The following is a 19,726-nucleotide window of genomic DNA, read 5'->3' as shown; positions in this document are numbered from 1 at the left end:
GATTCTCAAGGTCGCGTTATCAGCACTTGGGCAGATGTAATCAACCGCGCTAACCTGGGTATGGAAGTAATGCACGAGCGTAACGCTCACAACTTTCCCTTAGATTTGGCTGCTGGTGATGTTGCTCCTGTCGCTCTTACCGCTCCTGCTATCAACGGTTAATTCTGAAGTTTAGCTAAATCAAAAGCGCCCTCCCAGATAGATTGGGAGGGCGCTTTTTAGTATCAACGATAATAGAGCTTAATTCTGGCAGCGCCTTTTCATTTGAGTGTGCGGTAGTGTAAAAACAACTCACTTCCTACCTGACGAGTTTCGATGAGTTGAAGATGAGGAGCAGCATTGGGAAGAAAACCCTCTCCCTCCACTGGACTAGGGGCGTGCTTTCCTCCATAAATAACGGGCCAAATTGTCAACCACCAATCATCAATTCGCCCTGCTTTTACTAGAGCCGCTGTTAAAGAGCCGCCTCCCAAAGCAACGACCTTGTGAATACCCCGCTCTGCCATCAAGCTGTAGGCCCGATCCCAGTCCAGGTCTGTATCTCCCAAATCAATTAATTTAGCCAGCTTGTGCAAGGTTGTTGCATCAGAACTGCGCTCCAAACCAGTTCGTGTCGTAAATATCCATCGGTCAATGTCTTGGCTTAAAAAAGGCAAGTCCAGCGATAAGTCAAGAGAACCTGAGACAACACAGGTAATGGGCTGGGGAGACTGACCCCGAACCTTACGTGCTGCCAACAGTTCAGGATTGCGAATTGTAAAGGTTATCCCCTCAGCCCGAATCGTCCCTGCTCCTACCAGGATTAGATCGGCAAGAGAGACTTGATACTCCACATGTGCTTGATCGGCTTCATCGGAATCACGGGGTGCTTTAGGATCTACGGCGCTAATTTTTCCATCGGCCGTCATGGCAAGAACCACAGTTGTTTGGATAGCTGACATGATTACGTTCTGACGGTTCTTTATAATTTTACCTTTTAGAATTCTTTAGTATGAATAGTTGTTGCATTGTGCTTTAAATAACTTTCTAAGCTATGGCGTCAGGTGCTAAAAGAATTGTTGTTGGATGATTGTCTCTATACAAGAGCCAATTTGTTTTACACCTAAGAGACTGTCATGCCCAAATACATATCTATATCTGCAATCGTATTTGTCTTAATTTTAATTTTGGGTGCATCTCCAGTTCAAGCTGCAACTCCTCGTTCAACTTGGATGGAGAATGAAATTTACCAATACAATCATCCCTTTGCTTCTCAATTGCCTCAAGAACTGGCAACCAAGATGCAAAAGATGAAAACTAGCCCTTTTGCCTTTTATCGGGGGACAGATAGCATTTTTTATCGTGATATGCAGACCTTGCCAAGTTCAGGATTTGTAAATTCTTCAACCTCAGCTATCTGGTTAGAGGGAGATATGCATATGCAAAATCTTGGAGGGATGAGAGATAGCAACGACAACAACGTTTTTGACACCACCGACTTTGATGAAGGCTATCTTGGCCCCTACGTTTGGGACTTGCGACGGATGGCAGTCTCCATTCTGCTGGCAGCTAAAGAGAACGGTCTTAGCTCAAGTGACGCTCAGGATATTGTCCGGAATTTTTTGGATGCTTATCTGAACAAGATGAGTGACTTTAAGGGAACCGACGACGAACTGTCATACCGTTTGGAATCCAGCAATACAAACGGTGTGGTCAAAGATTTGATTCAAAAGGCATCAGATAAAAGCCGTTCTAGCTTGCTAAATAAGTACACGCAGTTAAATAACAGTAACAATCAAGTATTCCAGACGACTTTGGAACTTCAGCCTGTATCCAACAGCAGCTATTCCGACATTGCTGGGGCTATGAGCAGCTACGTTGCCTCAATTCCTAGCAGTAAGCGCTACAACAATAGTTACTACACCCTCAAGGACATTCGGCTCAAATTAGGTTCAGGCACTGGTAGTCTTGGTAAGTACCGATATTACTTGCTGATTGAGGGGCCAAGTTCAGCAACCGACGACGATCGCATTTTGGAGATGAAGCAGGAAGGCAGTAGCGCAATTGCGATCGCAGTTCCAGGTCTGTTGTCAAGTTCAGTCTATGGAAACCAAGAAGGGGCAAGGGTGACAATCACCACGAAAGCGATGCTCTCCAATACCGATCCTTTGGTTGGCTACACTACGGTCAGTAGCATCCCCTTTATGGTGCATGAAAAATCGCCCTATCAAGTGGACTTTGACTATACGTTGCTAACCACTAAGTCGAAATTCATGGATGCGATGGGGTATGCAGGGAAGGTCGTTGCCAAGAACCATGCAATCTCTGATAAAGACTATGATGCTGCGATTATTCCCGTAAGCGTTGATAAAGAAGTGACTGATATTGTGAGTAGTAACAAGGCTGGATTCAAAGACGAAATCGTTAACTTTGCGGTGGACTATGCAACTCAAGTGGAGTATGACTACACGAGTTTTCTAAATGCTTATAACCAAGGGGTAACGCTCTACTAGAACGTTGATTCAATATTCAAAGATTGTCTTTATGGGTGAAACAAGGAAGAAACTTGTTCAACAATTCTTCCTTGTCTCTTTTCTCATTTAAAGTTTTTAACATTAAACACACAGAAGCTCACTTGTTTTATAAAAAATTGGCTATATCAATATCAAGTAGTTGATGACATTTTATAAGAATGTTGGCTGAAAACCCCAATGTTGAAACCTAAAAACTTTTTGAGTTTTTAGGTTTCAACACGAATTAGTTAATCTCTTTTCTCAATAATTCTGGAATCTGAGAAGGACGTTCAGCGACTGGAACTTGCGCTTCTTTTAAAGCAGCTAATTTACTTTGGGCTGTGCCAAAGTTAGGATCGCGTCCGATAACCGTTGCTAAAGTCCCAGTTTGACGCCAACTTTTTCCTGGTGGTGCAAGTCTACCTGCAATGTAGGCAATTACTGGTTTATCAATTGCCTCAGTAATGTACCGGGCTGCTGCTTCTTCACTACCACCACCAGGTTGACCGACTAAAACGATCGCCTCTGTAGTTTCATCCTCATCAAGAATTTGTAGCCATTGCAGAAATGAGGAACCGACGATCGCATCACTACCAATACTGACACTAATCGACTGCCCTAAACCGGCTTTTGTTAATTCGTAAGCAACTTCGTAGGTAAGGGTACTACTCCGACTAACGATCCCCACTGCCCCAGGAGTATAAAATTCGCTAGGTTGAGTACCCAAAAGAATTTTTCCCGGCACAATGATCCCCGGACTATTTGGCCCGATTACCAAAGTTTCACAGGCTTCGGCTTTGCGGAGCAATTGCACCATATCTAAAGGCGGCACGCCAGCGGTGATAATCACGATCTGGCGAATATTAGATGCGATCGCTTCTAATGCCGCATCTAGAACGTCGTAAGGATCTACACAGATAATTGTCGTGTCAATTGTCCCAAATTGTTCTATTACCTCCTCTACTAAATCAAATACTGGCAGTCCATGCAGTTCCTGTCCGCCACATCCAGGATTAACACCAGCTACTAAATTCGTGCCATAAGCTTGCATTTGAGCAACATCAGTGCCTGATATAAATTCACAAAAGCCTTGAATTAAGACTTTACTCTCTGGCGTTAAGTTCATAAAAAATTACCGTAAGTTTGATAACCCAGTCTTTTGGACTACTGGGCATAAAAACGACAAGTTTACACTGTCGTATTGATTAAATTTTTACTACTTTTTATTAGCTGTTGGTTTAGCAAGACGAACTGCTGCCGCCACTGCCTCATCTAAATTTTCTACCACGAGGAGCGCATCGCTGTGGGTTTTTAGTGTTGCTAAATATTTTCTAGCAGCATCAAATTCAGAACCCGCAAGACGGATAACCAAAGGTGAAAAATTCAGTTCTCGCCGGCTTTTATTACCATTAGAATGTACAACCTGTGATTGAAGTTCGCTGTTGTCTTGCTCCACAACTCTAGCTATAACTTCAACTACTTCCTCAGTTTGAGGAATGCTACCCAGAAAGTTAATTAATATTACTTGAATGCTTTTGTCAGCCTCCAGGATTTTCAGACCTGCCTCTAGGCGATCGCGGAAGGTAGTTGGTGTAGTATCTGTAAGGAAAGCATGACGTAGATTCAAACAAACACCTGGATTGCCACCAGCATTAGCGACTAAATCCAAAGTTGCCATCACTGAACCAGTACCATTACCTAAAATCCCAATTTTCCCGTGCATTTTCACACCATCCCAGTCGCCCAATATACCATTGATTGCACTACTGGGGTTACGGCTGATAATTTTTGCCGCCATCTCGGCGAGGTCTGGATGACGCTTGATCGACCGTTCATTGACCCTGACTTTACCATTAAGAGCCATAACTTGACCAGTAGCACTGACTGCCAAGGGATTGATTTCGACTAAATCCAAGTCTTTTTGCACAAATAAGTGGTACATCTTCTGGACAACACTGCTTACCGACTGCATCAGCGTTCCCTGCAAACCCATTTTCAAAGCCAGTCTTCGGGCATAAAATGGCGAAAATTCCTGTTCCACAACGACATAGTGCATTCTTTCCCCAGCGGATTCCCAATCGATGTCTGCTTCTTTGCAACCTAAAAGTACTGGTCGGCAGACAGCAGTATCTAAAACCACTGCTAGATAAAATTCCTGGTTGGCGTCGTATTGAGATTCTGCCAGCACCACTTCTGGCAATTCGCCCCATATTGGTAAATTAAAGATATTTTGAGCAGCTGCGATCGCATCGATTGTAGTCTCCGCAAACCTGACTCCACCAGCTTTTGCCCGTTCCGCTCCATGTACTTGAGATTTCAGTACAATTGGAAAGCGAATTTTTAAACGTTTCAAATCTGTAGGATGATCGATTCGTTGGGAGGGCAATACAGGAATGCCTATTTTCCCAAACCATTCTTTAACTTGATACTCTAATAAATCCATTGATACACCTTGTATTGATACTTTCCAAGCCTTTGCTTAGTGCTGTCTTAATATTTTGCAGCAATTTTATTGCAGAATTAAGCTTTTGGCAGCTATAAAAATTTCTTTTTCACGGATCAATTTTATCGAATTCAGCAAATGAGGCACATTAATTTCGATAGCTAACCTGTTTGTGCCAGAGCCACAACAGGTAATTAATCTCCTCAGTGAGTTTCCCAGCATAGAAGATAACTACCATTTCTGTCAAAGCCCTCTGACTTCTCATCCTTTCCTTAACCTTTGGATAAATTTGTCACAACTGCTCAGTCACGAGAATTTTGCACGGCAGTAGATCCTGTGAATTTAATTGTCACGAAATAATGCAGTGAAAATACTCAAAAACTCTATTATTCCCATTTTTTATTTGTAATTTATATCTGAGCACAGATTATTTAATTTTGCATCTAGCTCTGTGAAAATGTAGCGGCACGAACAATAACTACTTTTTTAATTTTTGGTGAAAAGCCAGAATTTGTGTTAGAAAGTTGGTCGTTCAGATTTTCAGGCTGTGGTTGGTTAAACTGTGCATTTGCATTCAACAAACCTAAAAAGTTCATTTCATCTCCTTAAAGATAATCAAAACAATATAGAAGTTCAGCGGGAAAGCTCTATGAAAGTAGCAGTCCAGCAGGAAGATTTACAGCTTTTAGCCAAAACTTTGCAGGAACAATTACTTGTGGAAGTCTCAACGGCTGAGGTCTTCGAGGTTAAGTGTGCCGTCAATAAAGACGAGCTAATGATTTTAACGCAACACGCATCAGATGTAATAGTTGACGCTCAACTAATTTTTGCAGTGATTGAGGAAGCACTTCAGTCTCTAACACCCCAGAAAGAGCAGCGGGTGCAATGTTTCCTCAGAGTTTTTGGGGAGCAACGCCCTTATGCCAAATGTTTGTTGGCGTTGAAGAAGACGGGGGGATGGGGAGCAGGGGGAGCAGAGAAAGCAGAGAAAGCAGGGGAAGTAGGGGAAGCAGAGGAAGCAATACCCTACTCATCTTTCTCATCCCCTTCATCTGCTCTGACATATTTTCCATCAATCGATGACACTGATGAGGAGGAAGCGTTTGACCCGTTTGCAGATGCGTCAAATTTGTCGGCTTCAAAGCCAGCATCTCAAATCAAACCTATCCTACTGGGTATAGCCTTGTTGGGAATTGTAGTCTTAGGCGGTGGTGCTTACTTCTTGAGTCGCCCTTGTGTGATGTCTGAGTGTAAAGAAATACAAAACGCCGAGCAATTAAAAATAAAATCCCCGCAACTGATGCGCCGCGCTAAGTCTGAAAAAGAATTAGTAGTTGTACAAGAGCAACTTATGGCAGCTAGCGCATCCTTGAACACAATTCCTAGTTGGTCGCCTCGTTACCAGATGTCAGAAGAACTAAAAGCAAGTTTGTCTGGACGGTCAGAAAAAATCAGCCAGGTGGTCAAGGCTTTGCAGACGGCATCTTTGGCGACACAAAAAGTTCAAACTCCTGCATATAGCTTAGAGGAATTACAAGCTAGGCAACACTTATGGCGACAGGCTATAGCGCCACTAGAAAGTGTAAGTTCCAGTAGCGAACTCTATGGGCTAGTGCAAGGTAAATTACTTAATTATCGTGTCCGTTTGCACGCTGTAAATCAGCAAATATTTACTGAGGAAACATGGCTGAAAAAATTAACCGCAGCAAAAGCTGTAGCCAATGCAGCAGAAAAGCGGGAAGCTACTGCTAAATCTTTGAATGACTGGCAAAAAGTGCAGTCTACTTGGCTAGTAGTAGTTAATACCTTGAATACCATTCCCCTGACTAGCGCTGGATACCAAGATGCCCAAAAGCTGTTGGTAGATTATAAACCTAAGTTAGTAGTAGCACGCGATCGCGCTACTAAAGAACGATTTGCTGTTAAAACCTACCAACAAGCCCTTAGCAGCGCCAAGCAAGCCAAAGTATATGAGCAACAAAACCAATGGCAAGCAGCGGCGACATACTGGGATCAGGCTTTGCAAACTGCTAAACAGATTTCCGAAGATAGCTTGTACTACACTCAGGCTCAGTCTCTCATCGAACCCTACTCAACAGCCCTCAAACAGGCACAAGAAAAAGTACAAGTTGTTAGTAGTTTGCAACAAACCCGCACTGACTTGGATAAAACCTGTATTAATGGAATTCGGATTTGCACCTTTAGCATAGACAATGCAGGAATTCTTGTGCGCCTAACCCCTGAGTATGACCAAATAAGGAAAAATAACTTGGCTACTCCTTATTCTGAGAACTCGGCGACTGCTGTTGACGTTACCAATCACTTGCAAATCTTACGGGAAGCCCTAGCTGTAATTAGTGACAATGCGAATTTGTCCCTTGTTCTGTATGATTCCCAAAATCAGGTGATTTATACGCGGACTTTAGGCGGGTAGAAAAGTTAGGAGACAAGAGAGAGGAGTTTGAAATCTATAGGGATTCTCATTTACGATCTCAGCTGAGTCTATGAATACTCTCTTTAATGTTATTTGCTGCTACTAAACCCAACCCTTATCCATTATCTAAAAACTTTTTCTTCTAGAGTTGTATATGCCAGATGTGACTAAGCAAAGTGACCGTACCAAAATTAACTTTAAAAGAATCTTCTTACCCGTTGGAGTTGGAGCGTTAATACTTGGATTTATAGCTGTTTTTATTCAAGTTCCACCAAGCTGTGGCTGTGGTGATAGTAGTCAGACTACAATTGGAAGTTTTATTAGAGCACAACAAGCATATTTTTCGGAAAAATCAGCTTTTGCTGAATCCTATAGGTTGTTAGAGCTTGGAGATGGAGATGCACCAGCAGTAACCGCCCGCTATCGATATTCCGTAGAAATGAGTAAGGATGAGTCATTTATATATGCAACTCCTATTAAAGAATTCCCAACTGATTTATTCAAATTAGGTCTGACTAAAAAGGGTTTTAACAGCCTTGTGGGTGCAATTACTTACGATAAAAAGAATAAATCTACTGTTTTAATAATCTGCCGCTCTGAGAAAACCACATTACATCAACCTCCCAAGCCAATTTTTAGGTCAGATAAGTTTATCTGCCCTATAGGTTTTGATGCAATACGCTTGGGTTAAGCTTTTTCTCTTACCCTGCTCCCCCTGCCTCCTACCGCTGCGCTATTCTGCTTTCTTCAAATCCCTTCACCTTACTAACTGGGCGGCGGAATTGAAAAATTGACGACACAATCCCTTTGTGACTAAAACTGTTGTCAACAAGTTAGCGAAAGCAACCATGAACGCAATCAAAATTTCATAGGACACAGCATCTAGGGGTTTAACACCTGCTAGTAACTGTCCGGTGGTAATTCCTGGTATTGCCACCATACCAATGAGGATCATTTGATTGAGAGTGGGAATCAATCCGGCTCTGATGGCGTCTTTGCGGTACTGGCTAACTGCTTGCTGGGGCGTTGCGCCTAAGCTCAAATGGGTTTCGATTTCAAGATGGCTGGAATTAATGGTGCTGACAAGGCGATCGCCTGCGATCGCTGCTGCATTGGTAGCATTACCTAAGACTATCCCTGCTAGGGGAATTACATACTGTGGTTCATACCATCTTTCTGGTTGAAGGATCAAGAAGTTGGTGTAAAACACTGTCAGGGCGGTACTAATTAAAATTGCACCCCACACCAAAGGCAACACATGAGGAATTTTTTGGCTGATGCGATTTCGTGCGACAATCGCCGTAATTGTCAGCATTATTGCTAATAGCGCCAAAACTGCCCAAGCATTGTCTAAAGCCAAGATGAAATCTAAAATGTATCCCAATACAAGTAGTTGTAAGATGGTTCTCCCAGTAGCAAGGGCTAAATTTAACTCTAGTCCTAATTTTTCCCAGGCAGATAAACCAATGGCGATCGCCATCAATCCCACAGCGATCGCTAAATCCCCGAAATCCAGCTCGATCAGATCCTGCATGGGTTCTCTATCTCCTAGTATTTTCTTCTCAAAGCAGCCCACACAAGAGGAACTTTGATCCGATGTGTTGGATCTTGGTTGATATATATCACTTTCATCAATTCAAAATTCCAAATGGTACGACCTTAACATGGCAAACACCTAGTATGCCTACTATCTGTAAATTAAATGTGCGGTAGTTTGCCGCGCTCCAATTTAAGTAAAAACCCTAATAGATGCGTATCTTGGGCGATAGTCTTTTAGTAGCTCCTTTATTGATTAACAATTCAATCAGCAAAAATTGACTGTCGAAGTGCATCCTTTGTATCTCCCGATAAAATGAGAACTCATGATCCAAAGTGTAAATCCCATCCCTGCCTTTGATATCAAGCAGCAATATACCACCATCGAAGCAGAAGTAAGTGCAGCCGTATTAGAAGTTTTGGCTTCTGGCCGCTATATTGGCGGCCCCTTAGTCGAAGGCTTTGAGCAACAGTTTGCCGCTTATAATACTGTCACTGAATGTGTGGCTTGTAATTCTGGTACTGATGCACTCTACTTAGCGTTACGAGTCTTGGAAATTGGTGCAGGCGATGAAGTGATTACAACGCCTTTCACCTTTATTGCGACATCTGAAGTGATTAGCGCCGTGGGTGCAAAGCCTGTTTTCGTTGATATTGACGCTACTACGTTTAATTTGGATGTGGAGCAAGTAGCGGCGGCAATTACACCCAAAACTAAAGCAATTATCCCGGTTCACCTATTTGGACAACCTGTGGATATGACATCGTTGATGGCGATCGCTCAGTCTCACAATTTGGCAATAATTGAAGATTGCGCTCAGTCTACGGGCGCAATGTGGGCTAATGAAAAAGTAGGAAGTATTGGACATATTGGTTGCTTTAGTTTCTACCCTACCAAAAATCTTGGTGGTTGCGGCGATGGCGGGGCAATAACGACTAATGACCCTGCGATCGCTACTAAACTGCGAATACTACGGGATCATGGTAGTAAAGTTCGATATTTACACGAGGAAATCGGTGTAAATAGCCGTTTGGATGCTCTCCAAGCAGCTATTTTGCAGATTAAGCTGCGTTATTTAGATATTTGGAACGATCGCCGACGAGATATCGCCAACTATTACTATCAGTTCCTTAGTCAAGTTCCGGGGATTGTCCCACCGCAGGAATTACCTGAGGGTGTTGGGGTATGGAATCAATACACTATTCGCATATCAGGCGAAGGGCGAAATGGTTCTAGCGCCAAATATCGAGATTGGGTGCGTAGTCAATTGCAAGAACAGGGTGTGAGTTCAATGATTTACTACCCCTACCCTTTACATTTACAACCAGTTTATCAAAGTCTGGGCTATCAAATAGGGGACTTACCAATAGCAGAGCAAGCTTGCCATGAAGTTATATCCTTACCTATGTACCCAGAATTGACAGAACAGCAGCAAGACCAGGTGATTTATGCGTTGAAGGATTGTTTGAGGTAAGGGAAGCGGGTAGAGACGCGATTAATCGCGTCTCTACTGAAGAGGGAAGAGGAAATTTTAATATTTACCACTCCCCACTCCCCATTCAAGACTAAGCGATCGCGCGGTTGTTAGCAGTTGCTAAGGCTTCTACCAAGCCACGCACAGCCGCAATCATTGCTATTTCGCTATTGAGTTGGTTGATGGCGGAACCAACACCAACACCAGCAGCACCTGCTGCGATCGCTAATGGTGCGGTAACGTTAGAAATGCCTGAAGCACACAATACTGGTACTGACACCACACGGGAAATCTCAAAAGCTGCTGCCAATGTGGGAGCAGCTTTTTCAATTAATCCTAGAGTTCCAGGGTGAACTGGGTTACTGCTAGTACCGCCTTCGGTTTGGATAATATCTGCTCCAGCTTTCACCAGTTCTTCTGCTAACTGTACTTGTCGATCTAGTTCCAGGATGTGGGGAACGGTGACAGATAGGGTGATTTCTGGCAGGAGAGCGCGGGTTTGCTTAGTCAGTGCTAGCACTTCTGGAGCCTCAAAGCGGCGTCCTTGAGCATAGAAGGAATCAAAATTCCCGATTTCAATTAAATCAGCACCAGCTGCCACCGCTTGCACAAATTTCTCTGGTTCTACTGCTGATACACAAATTGGCAAATTAGTCAAACTTTTAGCTAGTTGAACTAAGGCTGCATCGGCGGCAATATCGACAAAAGTAGCACCGCCAGATTCAGCAGCTTTGACAGTTGCAGCTACGCTAGCGGCGTCGAAGTTATTCAAGCCGCTGATTACTTTCAGAACGCGGCGGTTAGTAAATGCACGTTGGAGTGTGGAATGCATCGTCATAGTTTGGCTTTTGAAGCTACGAAAATTAGGTATATTCTACCGTCCCTTAGTTAATCCGGGACTAAATCACTATCGCAGTTGCCAAATCTTGATAGTTTTATCCTTTTTCTCGGATTAGCGATCGCTATATTGTAAAATTTTTCACTGAGTGCCGTAATTCCCCATCCTTCTATAGGGTATTGAGTAACCGTCCTTTGCAATAAAATATAATCATCTCATTGCCCCATCACTTTTGCTTATATTCACTGACCTCGATATAATAATATGCCAGAACAAAACGATGTTGATGATATTAGAAAGAAGCTTGGAGTTGTATCTGCTAGTGATTTCCTTGCCCAAGGAGAAGCCAATCATAAAGAACGTCTTCAAAATGGACTTACTATTAACAGCTTGAAGGTTTTCTTTCAAAAAAGTAATCTAACTATCCAGTTCAGAGGAACTAAGTTAGTTTCCTATGAAGTTTATTTGGAGAGATGTTGCAATAGTGATGAATTATTAGATTGGGTATTTCAGTTGAAAGGTAAAAGCTGGGAACTGGGTTTGATATATGGCTTTCTTGAAATTCTGAATGATGCTTGTCAGGATGTTTTTGGATTTCCGGCACGAACATTGTATCAACCTGGCAATAATCTAGATTGGAGAAATGGAACATGGCATCAAAGCAGTTGAGAAGATGATAAAGGTGTATGATGAGTGAAAAACGTTTTAGAAAATGTAAATAGCGTAAAACTGCCTTTAGTTCTAGGTTATAGATATTGTAAACGACATAAATACACTATTCTAATCAAACTCTAGAGGCCACAAATCTGCAATTGGTACTTCCCATCCTGGGAGCAGTTCGGGAACTGTTAAAATATCGCCATCACGAAGTATTATTGCTTCTTGTCCAAAGTTGTAGACTTCAACAATCCGCTCATCTGGATTGAGCAAAATTCCTACCTTAGTTCCCAAACTCAGAAATTCTTGAATTTTGGCTCTGAGATCCTCTAAATTATCACTAGGAGACTTCACTTCTACAGTCAAATCGGGAGCCAATTGAGCAAAAGACTTCGGACTGCGACGCAAGCGTTCGGCTAAAACAAATGAGGCATTTGGTGCGCGTAAATTTGAATTTGGCAACCTGAAACCAGCGCTAGAAGCTGCTGTTCGTCCCAGTTTGCGCGGTCTAACCCAGTTAGATAACTGGGCAATCATGGCGGCTGCGACCTCATCTGATTCGTATCCTGATGGACTCATAACAATAATATTACCCTTGACTAGTTCCATGCGATAGTCGGGATACTGTTGCTGCATTTGTTCTAAGTCTTCAAGGGTCAGGGACATAAAACCTCTCTAGGAGCGATCGCTTTATTTTGCCTAGAATTACTATACCGTAATACTTATAGACCTCTTCAGGAGCGATCGCCTCATGAATTCTCCAGTCATCGCCAAACCTGTCACTCCAAAGACTTCCTATGTTTTGCTGTATTACGTCAGTTGGGAATGGATGAAGGTAAAATCTAATATCATTGCTTATTTTTCAAAACACTCCATTGCTGTTTGAACCTTCTCTACTTGCCTGGGTGCTTGCATTTCGTTAAAAAGTGCGATCGCTTGCATAAAATTTCCCCTACTATTATCAATTTCACCCATTTTTTGATGAGTTAATGCAAATTGATAGTAAGCCTCTGCTAAATTAGATTTAGCTCCTATTTTATTCAAAATTTCTATCGCTTCTGCATGATGGAAAACTGCCTTAGCAAATTCTCGTTCTTCTCTATATAACCCAGCTAAACAAGTTATAGCTTTAGCCTTAAGCTGAGTAAAGTTGTTTTCTTCGGAAGAAAATATAGCTCTTTGGCATAAATCAAAAGATTTTTTAAGATTACCTAAATTTTTGTAGGTTAAACATAGGTTTATTAAGCTATGCCCCATTCCCCATAAAGTCACTTTAGTTGATGAAGATATTGCAGATAAGGCATCTTCAGCAATATAAAAAGCTTCCTCTTTTAAGTTAGAACATGATTTAACAAAAGCCAAGCAGCACTGAGCATAAGCCATGTAATTGTCAAGATTTCTATCTTGTTCAGCTAAGTTACAAACCGATTTGAAACAATCTTCGGCTGCTTCCATTTCCAATAAATCAAGTTTGCAGAGTCCTGTATTGAACATCATAGATATTTTTATGAGCTTAATATCTAAATTGTCTAATATCTCTTCTGATTTTTTATAGCAATCTATAGCTTCTCTAATACATCCGATAATTCGATATGTATAGCCTAGTATATTGTAAAGTTTAATTAGTCTTTCTTGCGATTTTACATCGTCTATTATCCGTTTAATGACAGAGAAATTTTTCTGGAGCAGTCCCAGTTGGTAAAACGAGCAACCCAAAGGCAAACCTATAGTCCACTGTTCGCCTCGCCCTTGTAAAATTACATCACCAGCCTGCTCAAAATCATTAATTTCTACATAGTGATAATAAGCTTCTAAAGCGGTTAATGCATCTGTGATATCTTTGATGGCTTTAACTCGTTGCGTCCAACATTCTGCGGCTTTTCGGTTTACTAATTCCCATTCTTCACTGACTAACCTTAATCTACCAATCGCTTCATCCTGAATTACCGGATGCAGCCAATATTGTCCTTTTTTTGCTTCTATTAAAGACAAATCTTGCAGAGCTTTAATTACGCCTCTACGTTTTTGCTCTGGTACATCCCAAAGCAAACATAAAACTCCTTCAATAGGTAATGAAGGAATATCTTGATAACGATAGCATCCTAAACGACATAAGAGGCGATAGGCTTCTAAGTCATTTTTTTGGAGACGGTTAAATTGACTGGCGACTAAATCTTTTAACTCTCTTTCCATTAATAAATCTGTACGGTTTTCCTGCCAATAGGCGTGGATGTCACCAGAAAAATCTGTCAATATTGCTCCTCGGAGAATTTGCATGGCTTTGGCGTTACCTCCATAAGCTCTGCACATTTCACTGAGAATAGTACAATCACAATTGATGTGGCAACTGCTGAAAAACTCTCGCCATGCTTCATCATCTAAACCTTCGAGTGGATAGAGATGAACCTCTACACTAGACTCCCGCAAACGCTCACGACTTGTTACTAAAGTAACTGAATGCACATCCGAATCTGCTAATACTCTCAATAGCTCAACATAAGGGCGACGATATTCTAAGAACTTGCCATTTTGATCGAGAGCAGTTTCTAAATTATCGATAAATACCCCAATTTTAGATGTTTGTTCTCGCAGTTTGCGCCGTAGTCGTTCTAAGCTGATACCAAAATCTCCTCCCGGTTCTTCGTTAAAGTATCGCCGTAGCCATTCTTCAACCACACTCTCTACAGGAGTAAGGTTTTGGATTTCTGTAGCCATCCACAGTTCTAGGACAAAATTAAATTTTTGACTTTTAAAATATTTGCGTGCTAATCTGGTTTTGCCAACACCACCTTCACCTTGGATGAGGATAACTTTTTGTCCCCGACTGACTAAGGTGTGAAGTTCGGCTATTTGGCGATCGCGCCCCACGAAGTTAGAATCTAAATCTTGGGGTTTAGTGCCATTGCCCATTAGATTTGGGATATCGAGGATTCTTTGCGACTGTTGAGTTGTTCTAAACCTCTGAACCACTCCTTGGAAATTTGATTTTGAGACTTTCTCTCCTAGCACCTTTGATAGTAGATGCCAAAGTTCTGCACCAACTGCTTTTAAATGCGCTTCTGTATAACGAACAGTGTTGGCAATATCGTGGTAAGTCCGCTTTTCGTCCTCCCACAAATGACCTAAGATAATTCTTTGAGTTTTATCTAAATGTTCTCCCGTCTTGAGAAAAACCAAGTTATCTACAAACTTTAAGGCTTCTTCTACACCCATTTGTTAACTTGATGTATCATTTGTAATTCATTATAACGATATTTTTACTACTTCTTCCTACCCGCCATACTACAAAATACTTTTTCCTACTCGGTAGGGAGCTTACTTTATCCGACTGCAAAGCATTTTGGACTGTATTACTCTTGTAAGTAATACAGGCGAAGTTAAGTTAAGCGTCAATAAAAGGTGGTTGAGGAGAGATTTAGAGAGCGCTACTACTGCAAGCTTAGTAAATCACACATATTACTTGTTACTGTCCGATATTAATGACTCATGAAAGTGGTGTCTACTAAACAGGCAGTGGGTATTAACTAACTAGATTCTGTAGAGCATATTTACAACTCAGTATGTAAGCCATTACCCTACAGGAGGTTCAATGATGTTAGACAGAGATTGTCATCATGATTGCAATCAAAATCAGTGCCCCTTTGCCCAAGATACACGAAATCCCAATAGATATGTTTGTCTCAAATGTGGTGTCGAGCGAGAAATAAATAAGTATTCCTCTGGTTTTGGCTCATTTTTGCTGCTGTTGTTGGGCTTGTTTATTTCGTTCCAACTATTAGCTAATTATGAAAAGCAAAACAATCCACAAAGGCAACAACAGTCTTTGAATAATTCACCCAAACAGGTGAATATCGACGGGTAAAACTAATCTTCAGGCTGGGCACGATTTCCCATAGCCTTTTTTTTAAATGGGAAATCAAAAAGAATATTCACTGCTAAAAAATTCAGCTACTTTCGTGAGTAAAATTATGGACTCAAATCAAGATACGCTGCTATTTCGCCTTGCTTCTAAATCCTTGAAATATTTCTTACTGGTGCTATTTGGGATTGCGATCGCTTACGTTCTGTCCAAGGGTTTAGGTATCTTGCAAATCATGCCCATACTGCTGTACCTTTTACAACAGTTTTTGCTTCCATTGGGAATTATCTTGTTGTGTTTAATTACAATAGCGGTAATTTTTGAATCTCTGCGTTAAGAATCGAGGAAGTAGAGAGTTAGGAGTGAAGAATTGAGATTAAATACATTCAGAATTATCTAGCCAAACACGGGTTCATCATTTGCGATCGCAATCCTGAATCTAGATAAAATTAATCTTCTGGGGATTCATCTAACCCCTAACTCCTAACTTATTCACTTCCCGTAGTAAACCCTGGCATTACTGTATCCTAATTTTCGCAGATATCGATTCCATTCCTCAGCTTGGAATCGCTCGCGGAAAGGCCCTACTGCTACGTGTGGCCCTCGTGGTTGCGTCCTTTCAATGACTCCGCCAGATCGTCCTAAATCTTGATTAAATCGGGCTAGATTTTGCCTAATTTGCTCTCCGATCGCAGGTAACTGTTCTGAAGTGGTGGGAATGGCGACATAATATCTAGAGGCTGGCTTATTAGCATTTACATTACTGCGATCGCCTACAATACCGCTATTGCCTGCCCCTATTTCCTGTCCGTTAGCAAAGCTGAGAATTCGGGCGTTATATATGCCTCTTGACTGTAGCTCATTCACTCGTAGTTGGGCGTTAGATACTCTGTTAAAAACTCCTGACTGAATTACATTCCGTCCTTGGTACTGGCGAATGTAAGCACTAGGTTCAATCTGACGTATTGCTTGTAGCGTCTGGAAATCACTACCATCAACGTAAACTAAGTAGCGCTCAAAGTTCTGGTTATATTGACTAAACTGTGGAGGTTGAGAGGGCTGAAAGTTCGGCTCAAATTGATTGTTTTGTAATGGTTGGGAAGGCTGAAAATCCTGCTCCAATTGATTATTTTGTAATGGCTGGGAAAGCTGGAAATTCTGCTCTAATTGATTGCCCTCAACTGCTTGGACTGGTTGTAACTGCGGTGATGGCTGTTGACCAAAGGGAATTGGCGGTGGCGGTAAAGTTTCACCTGCTTCTTGAGCCAGTAACACGTTGCTGTTGAGGTTTTGTGCTTGTGCTGGGGTAGAGTTGGGAATCAGCACTAACCATCCTCCCATTAACAAGAGAAGAAGTCTAATAGTGGGCTTCCAACCCTCAGAACTTCCGCGCAGCATCTGAAATGGGATAAATTGACTTAATATTTCTCTCGACATAGTAGTTAGAAAGTAGTCAAAGTATTTTTAGGCAATTTGGCGTCAGGAACTAATTAGTTCAGCGTTGTAGCAACTATATAGCGTTAACGTAAAGTTACCTCATCTGCGTGGCAAAAAATACATCTGTAATTAATCTTAGATAAGGGTTATGGGGGAGTAAATAGCGATGTCTACGATGAGCTATGCCTAGCCTCCTTCAGGGACTTTAAAACTGAAGTGCTTTGCTAGCAAGGCAATGAAAGAGTGTGTGCTACAATTGGACAACCACGCAGCTTGTCGTGCTTTGTATGAAAAAAGTCGTCGTTGGTCTTTCTGGTGGCGTTGACAGTTCCACCGCCGCAGCTATCCTGCACCATCAGGGCTATGAAGTGATTGGTTTGACTCTTTGGCTAATGAAAGGCAAAGGTCAATGTTGCTCTGAAGGTATGATCGACGCGGCCGATCTTTGCGAACAATTGGGCGTTCCCCATCAGGTTGTGGATATTCGGGATCTCTTTCAAACGCATATTGTCGATTATTTGGTGACTGGTTACAGTGCTGGAATCACGCCTTTGCCTTGCTCGCAGTGCAATAAAACGGTGAAGTTTGGGCCAATGGTGCAGTATGCTCGTGAAGAATTGGGATGCGATCGCATTGCCACTGGTCATTATGCCCGAATTAGCCATGACGAAGCAACTGGACGTTACCAGTTATTAAGGGCTGTTGACCGCAACAAAGACCAGTCATACTTTCTCTATGATTTGTCTCAAGATTTACTTGCAGCAACTATATTTCCTCTAGGCGAACTAGAAAAAACTGACACGCGCCGCATTGCGGCTGAATATGAACTGAAAACTGCTGACAAGCCAGAAAGTCAAGACTTATGCTTAGTGGAAAGTAACGGTTCCATGCGGGCATTTTTGGATAAATATTTAGCTCCCAAAACAGGCGATATTGTCGATGTTACAGGCAAAGTTTTGGGACAGCATGATGGTGTCCATCACTACACCATTGGCCAGCGCAAAGGCTTGGGAATTGCGGCTGCTGAACCCTTGTATGTGATTGAATTAGATGCAGAAAATAATAAAGTAGTAGTAGGCGATCGCACTAAGGTAACTCAGCCAGAATGCACTGTAAATCGGGTAAACTGGGTTTCCATTGCTGAACCATCCACCCCTATTCATGCCGAAGTGCAAATTCGCTATCGTTCAACGCCTACACCTGTGACAGTGATTCCGTTGGAAAACTCCCGTGTGCGTTTGGTATTTGATGAACCCCAAATAAGCATCACTCCCGGACAAGCGGCGGTGTGGTACGACGGGGAAAAAGTGTTAGGTGGCGGAATAATTGAGCAGTTTAGTTAAGAATAACTCTTACCCTGTTTTGGCATAAACCAAAGCCACCTTGTAGAGACGGCGATTTATCGCGTCTCTTCCCCTAACCGAACCGTATTGAATAATCCTTTTTCATTGACAAAATCATGATTTTCATTGACAAAATCATGGTTTTCATTGGCAAAATCATGATTTTCATTGACAAAATCGTGATTTTCATTGACAAAATCGTGATTTTCATTGACAAAATCATGATTTTCATTGACAAAACCATAACTTTCGTAATTATCGCTTTTTATAGAATTGCCAAAGGCTCAACCTGAATAGACTGAATTATTAGACTCTCAATGCAATACGGTTCGGTTAAGATCCCCCCGCCTACGGCGACCCCCTTAAAAAGGGGGTAAAAGATGCTTGGAAGCCCCCCTTTTAAGGGGGGTTGGGGGAATCTCCGAGAGCCAAATATACTAACCGAGCCGTATTGACTCTCAACGGGTAACTCTAAAATTCTGCTACAACAGTTTTAATTAAAGTTAAGCAACTGTTGACTTTTTGCCAGTTGACAGGGTATTATCTAAATAATGGAAAAGGTGCGCTCAGATATACCACTTTCTCCAAAGATATTCGTTACTAATTTTTGACTCAGCGACGCAGCAGTAGAAAAGCAATTAAACCAACAACAAAACAAAATGCAAATTTTACCCAACGCTGCTGGATAAATTGCATGAATCTCTCTTTTATTCCCCGTGTTGGTGTGGGCGTAGAGTTGATTTCGGCTATGCGACTTTGAGCGTATTCTTGGATTGGTGCATAGTTAATGGTGGTGGCGAGTTCAGCCGCATGAGTTAAGGAATTAATTGCAGCTTTTGAGTCCCCCATGTTTAACTGTGCATTGGCGAGAAAATATGCGAGGTTACGACTTTGACTGTAGATATCGCCAATTTGGATGTAGAGATTTTGTGCTTGCTGGAGATATTCTAGTTCTTGCTGGGGATTTTCTTGCAACTTACCTAATTCTTGCAGGATGTTAGCTTCCCCCAAGCGTGCGCCGATGTCGCGGAAAAATGACAAAGCGGTTTGGTAGCGTTCTAATGCTTCATCACGTCGGTCAAGGAACTGCAATACATCGCCGATCGCTATTAATGTATTAGCTTCCCCCAAGCGTGCGCCGATGTCGCGGAAAAATGACAAAGCGGTTTGGTAGCGTTCTAATGCTTCATCACGTCGGTCAAGGAACTGCAA

18 protein-coding genes and 1 pseudogene are annotated in these 19,726 nt (G+C 42.0%); 9 read left to right on the top strand and 10 right to left on the bottom strand.

What is annotated here, in order from left to right; genetic code table 11:
* A pseudogene (locus tag V7L01_RS02405) lies at window positions 1–162 on the top strand (photosystem II q(b) protein); the annotation flags it as partial.
* A 98-nt stretch (window positions 163–260) separates the two neighbouring features.
* Here the strand turns inward: V7L01_RS02405 and V7L01_RS02400 are convergent.
* Window positions 261–941 (bottom strand): RibD family protein, encoded by a 681-nt coding sequence (locus V7L01_RS02400; RefSeq protein ID WP_335031583.1) that lies wholly within the window; start codon window positions 939–941, stop codon window positions 261–263.
* 174 nt (window positions 942–1,115) lie between these two features.
* Between V7L01_RS02400 and V7L01_RS02395 the strand changes: the two genes are divergently transcribed.
* A complete protein-coding gene (locus V7L01_RS02395) occupies window positions 1,116–2,492 on the top strand; it encodes a DUF2252 domain-containing protein (protein WP_335031581.1) in 1,377 nt (458 codons plus the stop codon).
* A gap of 244 nt (window positions 2,493–2,736) precedes the next feature.
* Here the strand turns inward: V7L01_RS02395 and V7L01_RS02390 are convergent, their stop codons facing one another.
* The 3 genes from V7L01_RS02390 to V7L01_RS02380 form a co-directional block, all read right to left on the bottom strand.
* Window positions 2,737–3,618 (bottom strand): succinate--CoA ligase subunit alpha, encoded by an 882-nt coding sequence (locus V7L01_RS02390; protein ID WP_335031579.1) that lies wholly within the window; start codon window positions 3,616–3,618, stop codon window positions 2,737–2,739.
* 90 nt (window positions 3,619–3,708) lie between these two features.
* Window positions 3,709–4,935 (bottom strand): succinate--CoA ligase subunit beta, encoded by a 1,227-nt coding sequence (locus tag V7L01_RS02385; RefSeq protein WP_335031577.1) that lies wholly within the window; start codon window positions 4,933–4,935, stop codon window positions 3,709–3,711.
* Between the two features lie 443 nt (window positions 4,936–5,378).
* Window positions 5,379–5,531 carry a hypothetical protein gene (locus V7L01_RS02380; RefSeq protein WP_335031575.1) on the bottom strand — a complete coding sequence of 51 codons (153 nt, stop codon included), beginning with the start codon at window positions 5,529–5,531 and terminating at the stop codon, window positions 5,379–5,381.
* A 53-nt stretch (window positions 5,532–5,584) separates the two neighbouring features.
* On the opposite strand from V7L01_RS02380, the gene V7L01_RS02375 reads away from it, so the two are divergent.
* Both V7L01_RS02375 and V7L01_RS02370 read left to right on the top strand, forming a co-directional pair.
* The gene (locus V7L01_RS02375; RefSeq protein ID WP_335031573.1) at window positions 5,585–7,369 is read left to right on the top strand and encodes a hypothetical protein; all 1,785 of its coding nucleotides are present in this window, start codon (window positions 5,585–5,587) and stop codon (window positions 7,367–7,369) included.
* Window positions 7,370–7,523: 154 nt separating this feature from the next.
* Window positions 7,524–8,060 (top strand): type IV pilin-like G/H family protein, encoded by a 537-nt coding sequence (locus tag V7L01_RS02370; protein ID WP_335031571.1) that lies wholly within the window; start codon window positions 7,524–7,526, stop codon window positions 8,058–8,060.
* Between the two features lie 66 nt (window positions 8,061–8,126).
* Here the strand turns inward: V7L01_RS02370 and V7L01_RS02365 are convergent, their stop codons facing one another.
* On the bottom strand, window positions 8,127–8,903 hold the full coding sequence (locus V7L01_RS02365) for an ABC transporter permease (RefSeq protein WP_335031569.1): 777 nt from the start codon (window positions 8,901–8,903) through the stop codon (window positions 8,127–8,129).
* A 328-nt stretch (window positions 8,904–9,231) separates the two neighbouring features.
* Here V7L01_RS02365 and V7L01_RS02360 point away from each other — a divergent pair, with 328 nt between their 5' ends.
* On the top strand, window positions 9,232–10,380 hold the full coding sequence (locus V7L01_RS02360) for a DegT/DnrJ/EryC1/StrS family aminotransferase (protein WP_335031567.1): 1,149 nt from the start codon (window positions 9,232–9,234) through the stop codon (window positions 10,378–10,380).
* Window positions 10,381–10,471: 91 nt separating this feature from the next.
* Here the strand turns inward: V7L01_RS02360 and V7L01_RS02355 are convergent, their stop codons facing one another.
* Entirely contained in the window at window positions 10,472–11,218 is a 747-nt protein-coding gene (locus V7L01_RS02355) for a DUF561 domain-containing protein (protein WP_335031565.1), read from the bottom strand.
* 264 nt (window positions 11,219–11,482) lie between these two features.
* Here V7L01_RS02355 and V7L01_RS02350 point away from each other — a divergent pair, with 264 nt between their 5' ends.
* On the top strand, window positions 11,483–11,887 hold the full coding sequence (locus V7L01_RS02350; RefSeq protein ID WP_335031563.1) for a hypothetical protein: 405 nt from the start codon (window positions 11,483–11,485) through the stop codon (window positions 11,885–11,887).
* Between the two features lie 111 nt (window positions 11,888–11,998).
* Here the strand turns inward: V7L01_RS02350 and V7L01_RS02345 are convergent, their stop codons facing one another.
* Together V7L01_RS02345 and V7L01_RS02340 are read right to left on the bottom strand one after the other, a co-directional pair.
* Complete coding sequence (locus tag V7L01_RS02345; RefSeq protein WP_335031561.1) at window positions 11,999–12,541, bottom strand: Uma2 family endonuclease; 543 nt, start codon at window positions 12,539–12,541, stop codon at window positions 11,999–12,001.
* 189 nt (window positions 12,542–12,730) lie between these two features.
* Window positions 12,731–15,088 (bottom strand): tetratricopeptide repeat protein, encoded by a 2,358-nt coding sequence (locus tag V7L01_RS02340; protein WP_335031559.1) that lies wholly within the window; start codon window positions 15,086–15,088, stop codon window positions 12,731–12,733.
* Window positions 15,089–15,464: 376 nt separating this feature from the next.
* Between V7L01_RS02340 and V7L01_RS02335 the strand changes: the two genes are divergently transcribed.
* Window positions 15,465–15,737, top strand: a complete 273-nt coding sequence (locus tag V7L01_RS02335; RefSeq protein ID WP_335031557.1) for a hypothetical protein — start codon at window positions 15,465–15,467, stop codon at window positions 15,735–15,737.
* Window positions 15,738–15,843: 106 nt separating this feature from the next.
* A complete protein-coding gene (locus V7L01_RS02330; RefSeq protein WP_335031555.1) occupies window positions 15,844–16,071 on the top strand; it encodes a hypothetical protein in 228 nt (75 codons plus the stop codon).
* A gap of 155 nt (window positions 16,072–16,226) precedes the next feature.
* Here the strand turns inward: V7L01_RS02330 and V7L01_RS02325 are convergent, their stop codons facing one another.
* Window positions 16,227–17,171: a hypothetical protein gene (locus V7L01_RS02325; RefSeq protein WP_335031553.1), complete on the bottom strand. Its 945-nt coding sequence runs from the start codon at window positions 17,169–17,171 to the stop codon at window positions 16,227–16,229.
* A 287-nt stretch (window positions 17,172–17,458) separates the two neighbouring features.
* On the opposite strand from V7L01_RS02325, the gene mnmA reads away from it, so the two are divergent.
* Window positions 17,459–18,514, top strand: coding sequence for a tRNA 2-thiouridine(34) synthase MnmA (gene mnmA / locus V7L01_RS02320; RefSeq protein ID WP_335031551.1), 1,056 nt, complete (start codon window positions 17,459–17,461; stop codon window positions 18,512–18,514).
* Between the two features lie 612 nt (window positions 18,515–19,126).
* On the opposite strand, the gene V7L01_RS02315 is transcribed toward mnmA, so the two are convergent.
* Window positions 19,127–19,726: tetratricopeptide repeat protein (locus V7L01_RS02315; RefSeq protein WP_335031549.1), on the bottom strand; the 600-nt coding region annotated here is incomplete at its 5' end.

This window comes from Nostoc sp. (genome assembly GCF_036917095.1).
In the GTDB taxonomy this organism is placed as follows: domain Bacteria; phylum Cyanobacteriota; class Cyanobacteriia; order Cyanobacteriales; family Nostocaceae; genus Nostoc.
The sequence above is the reverse complement of the archived record's forward strand: the minus strand, read 5'-3'. Positions and strand labels throughout refer to the sequence as shown.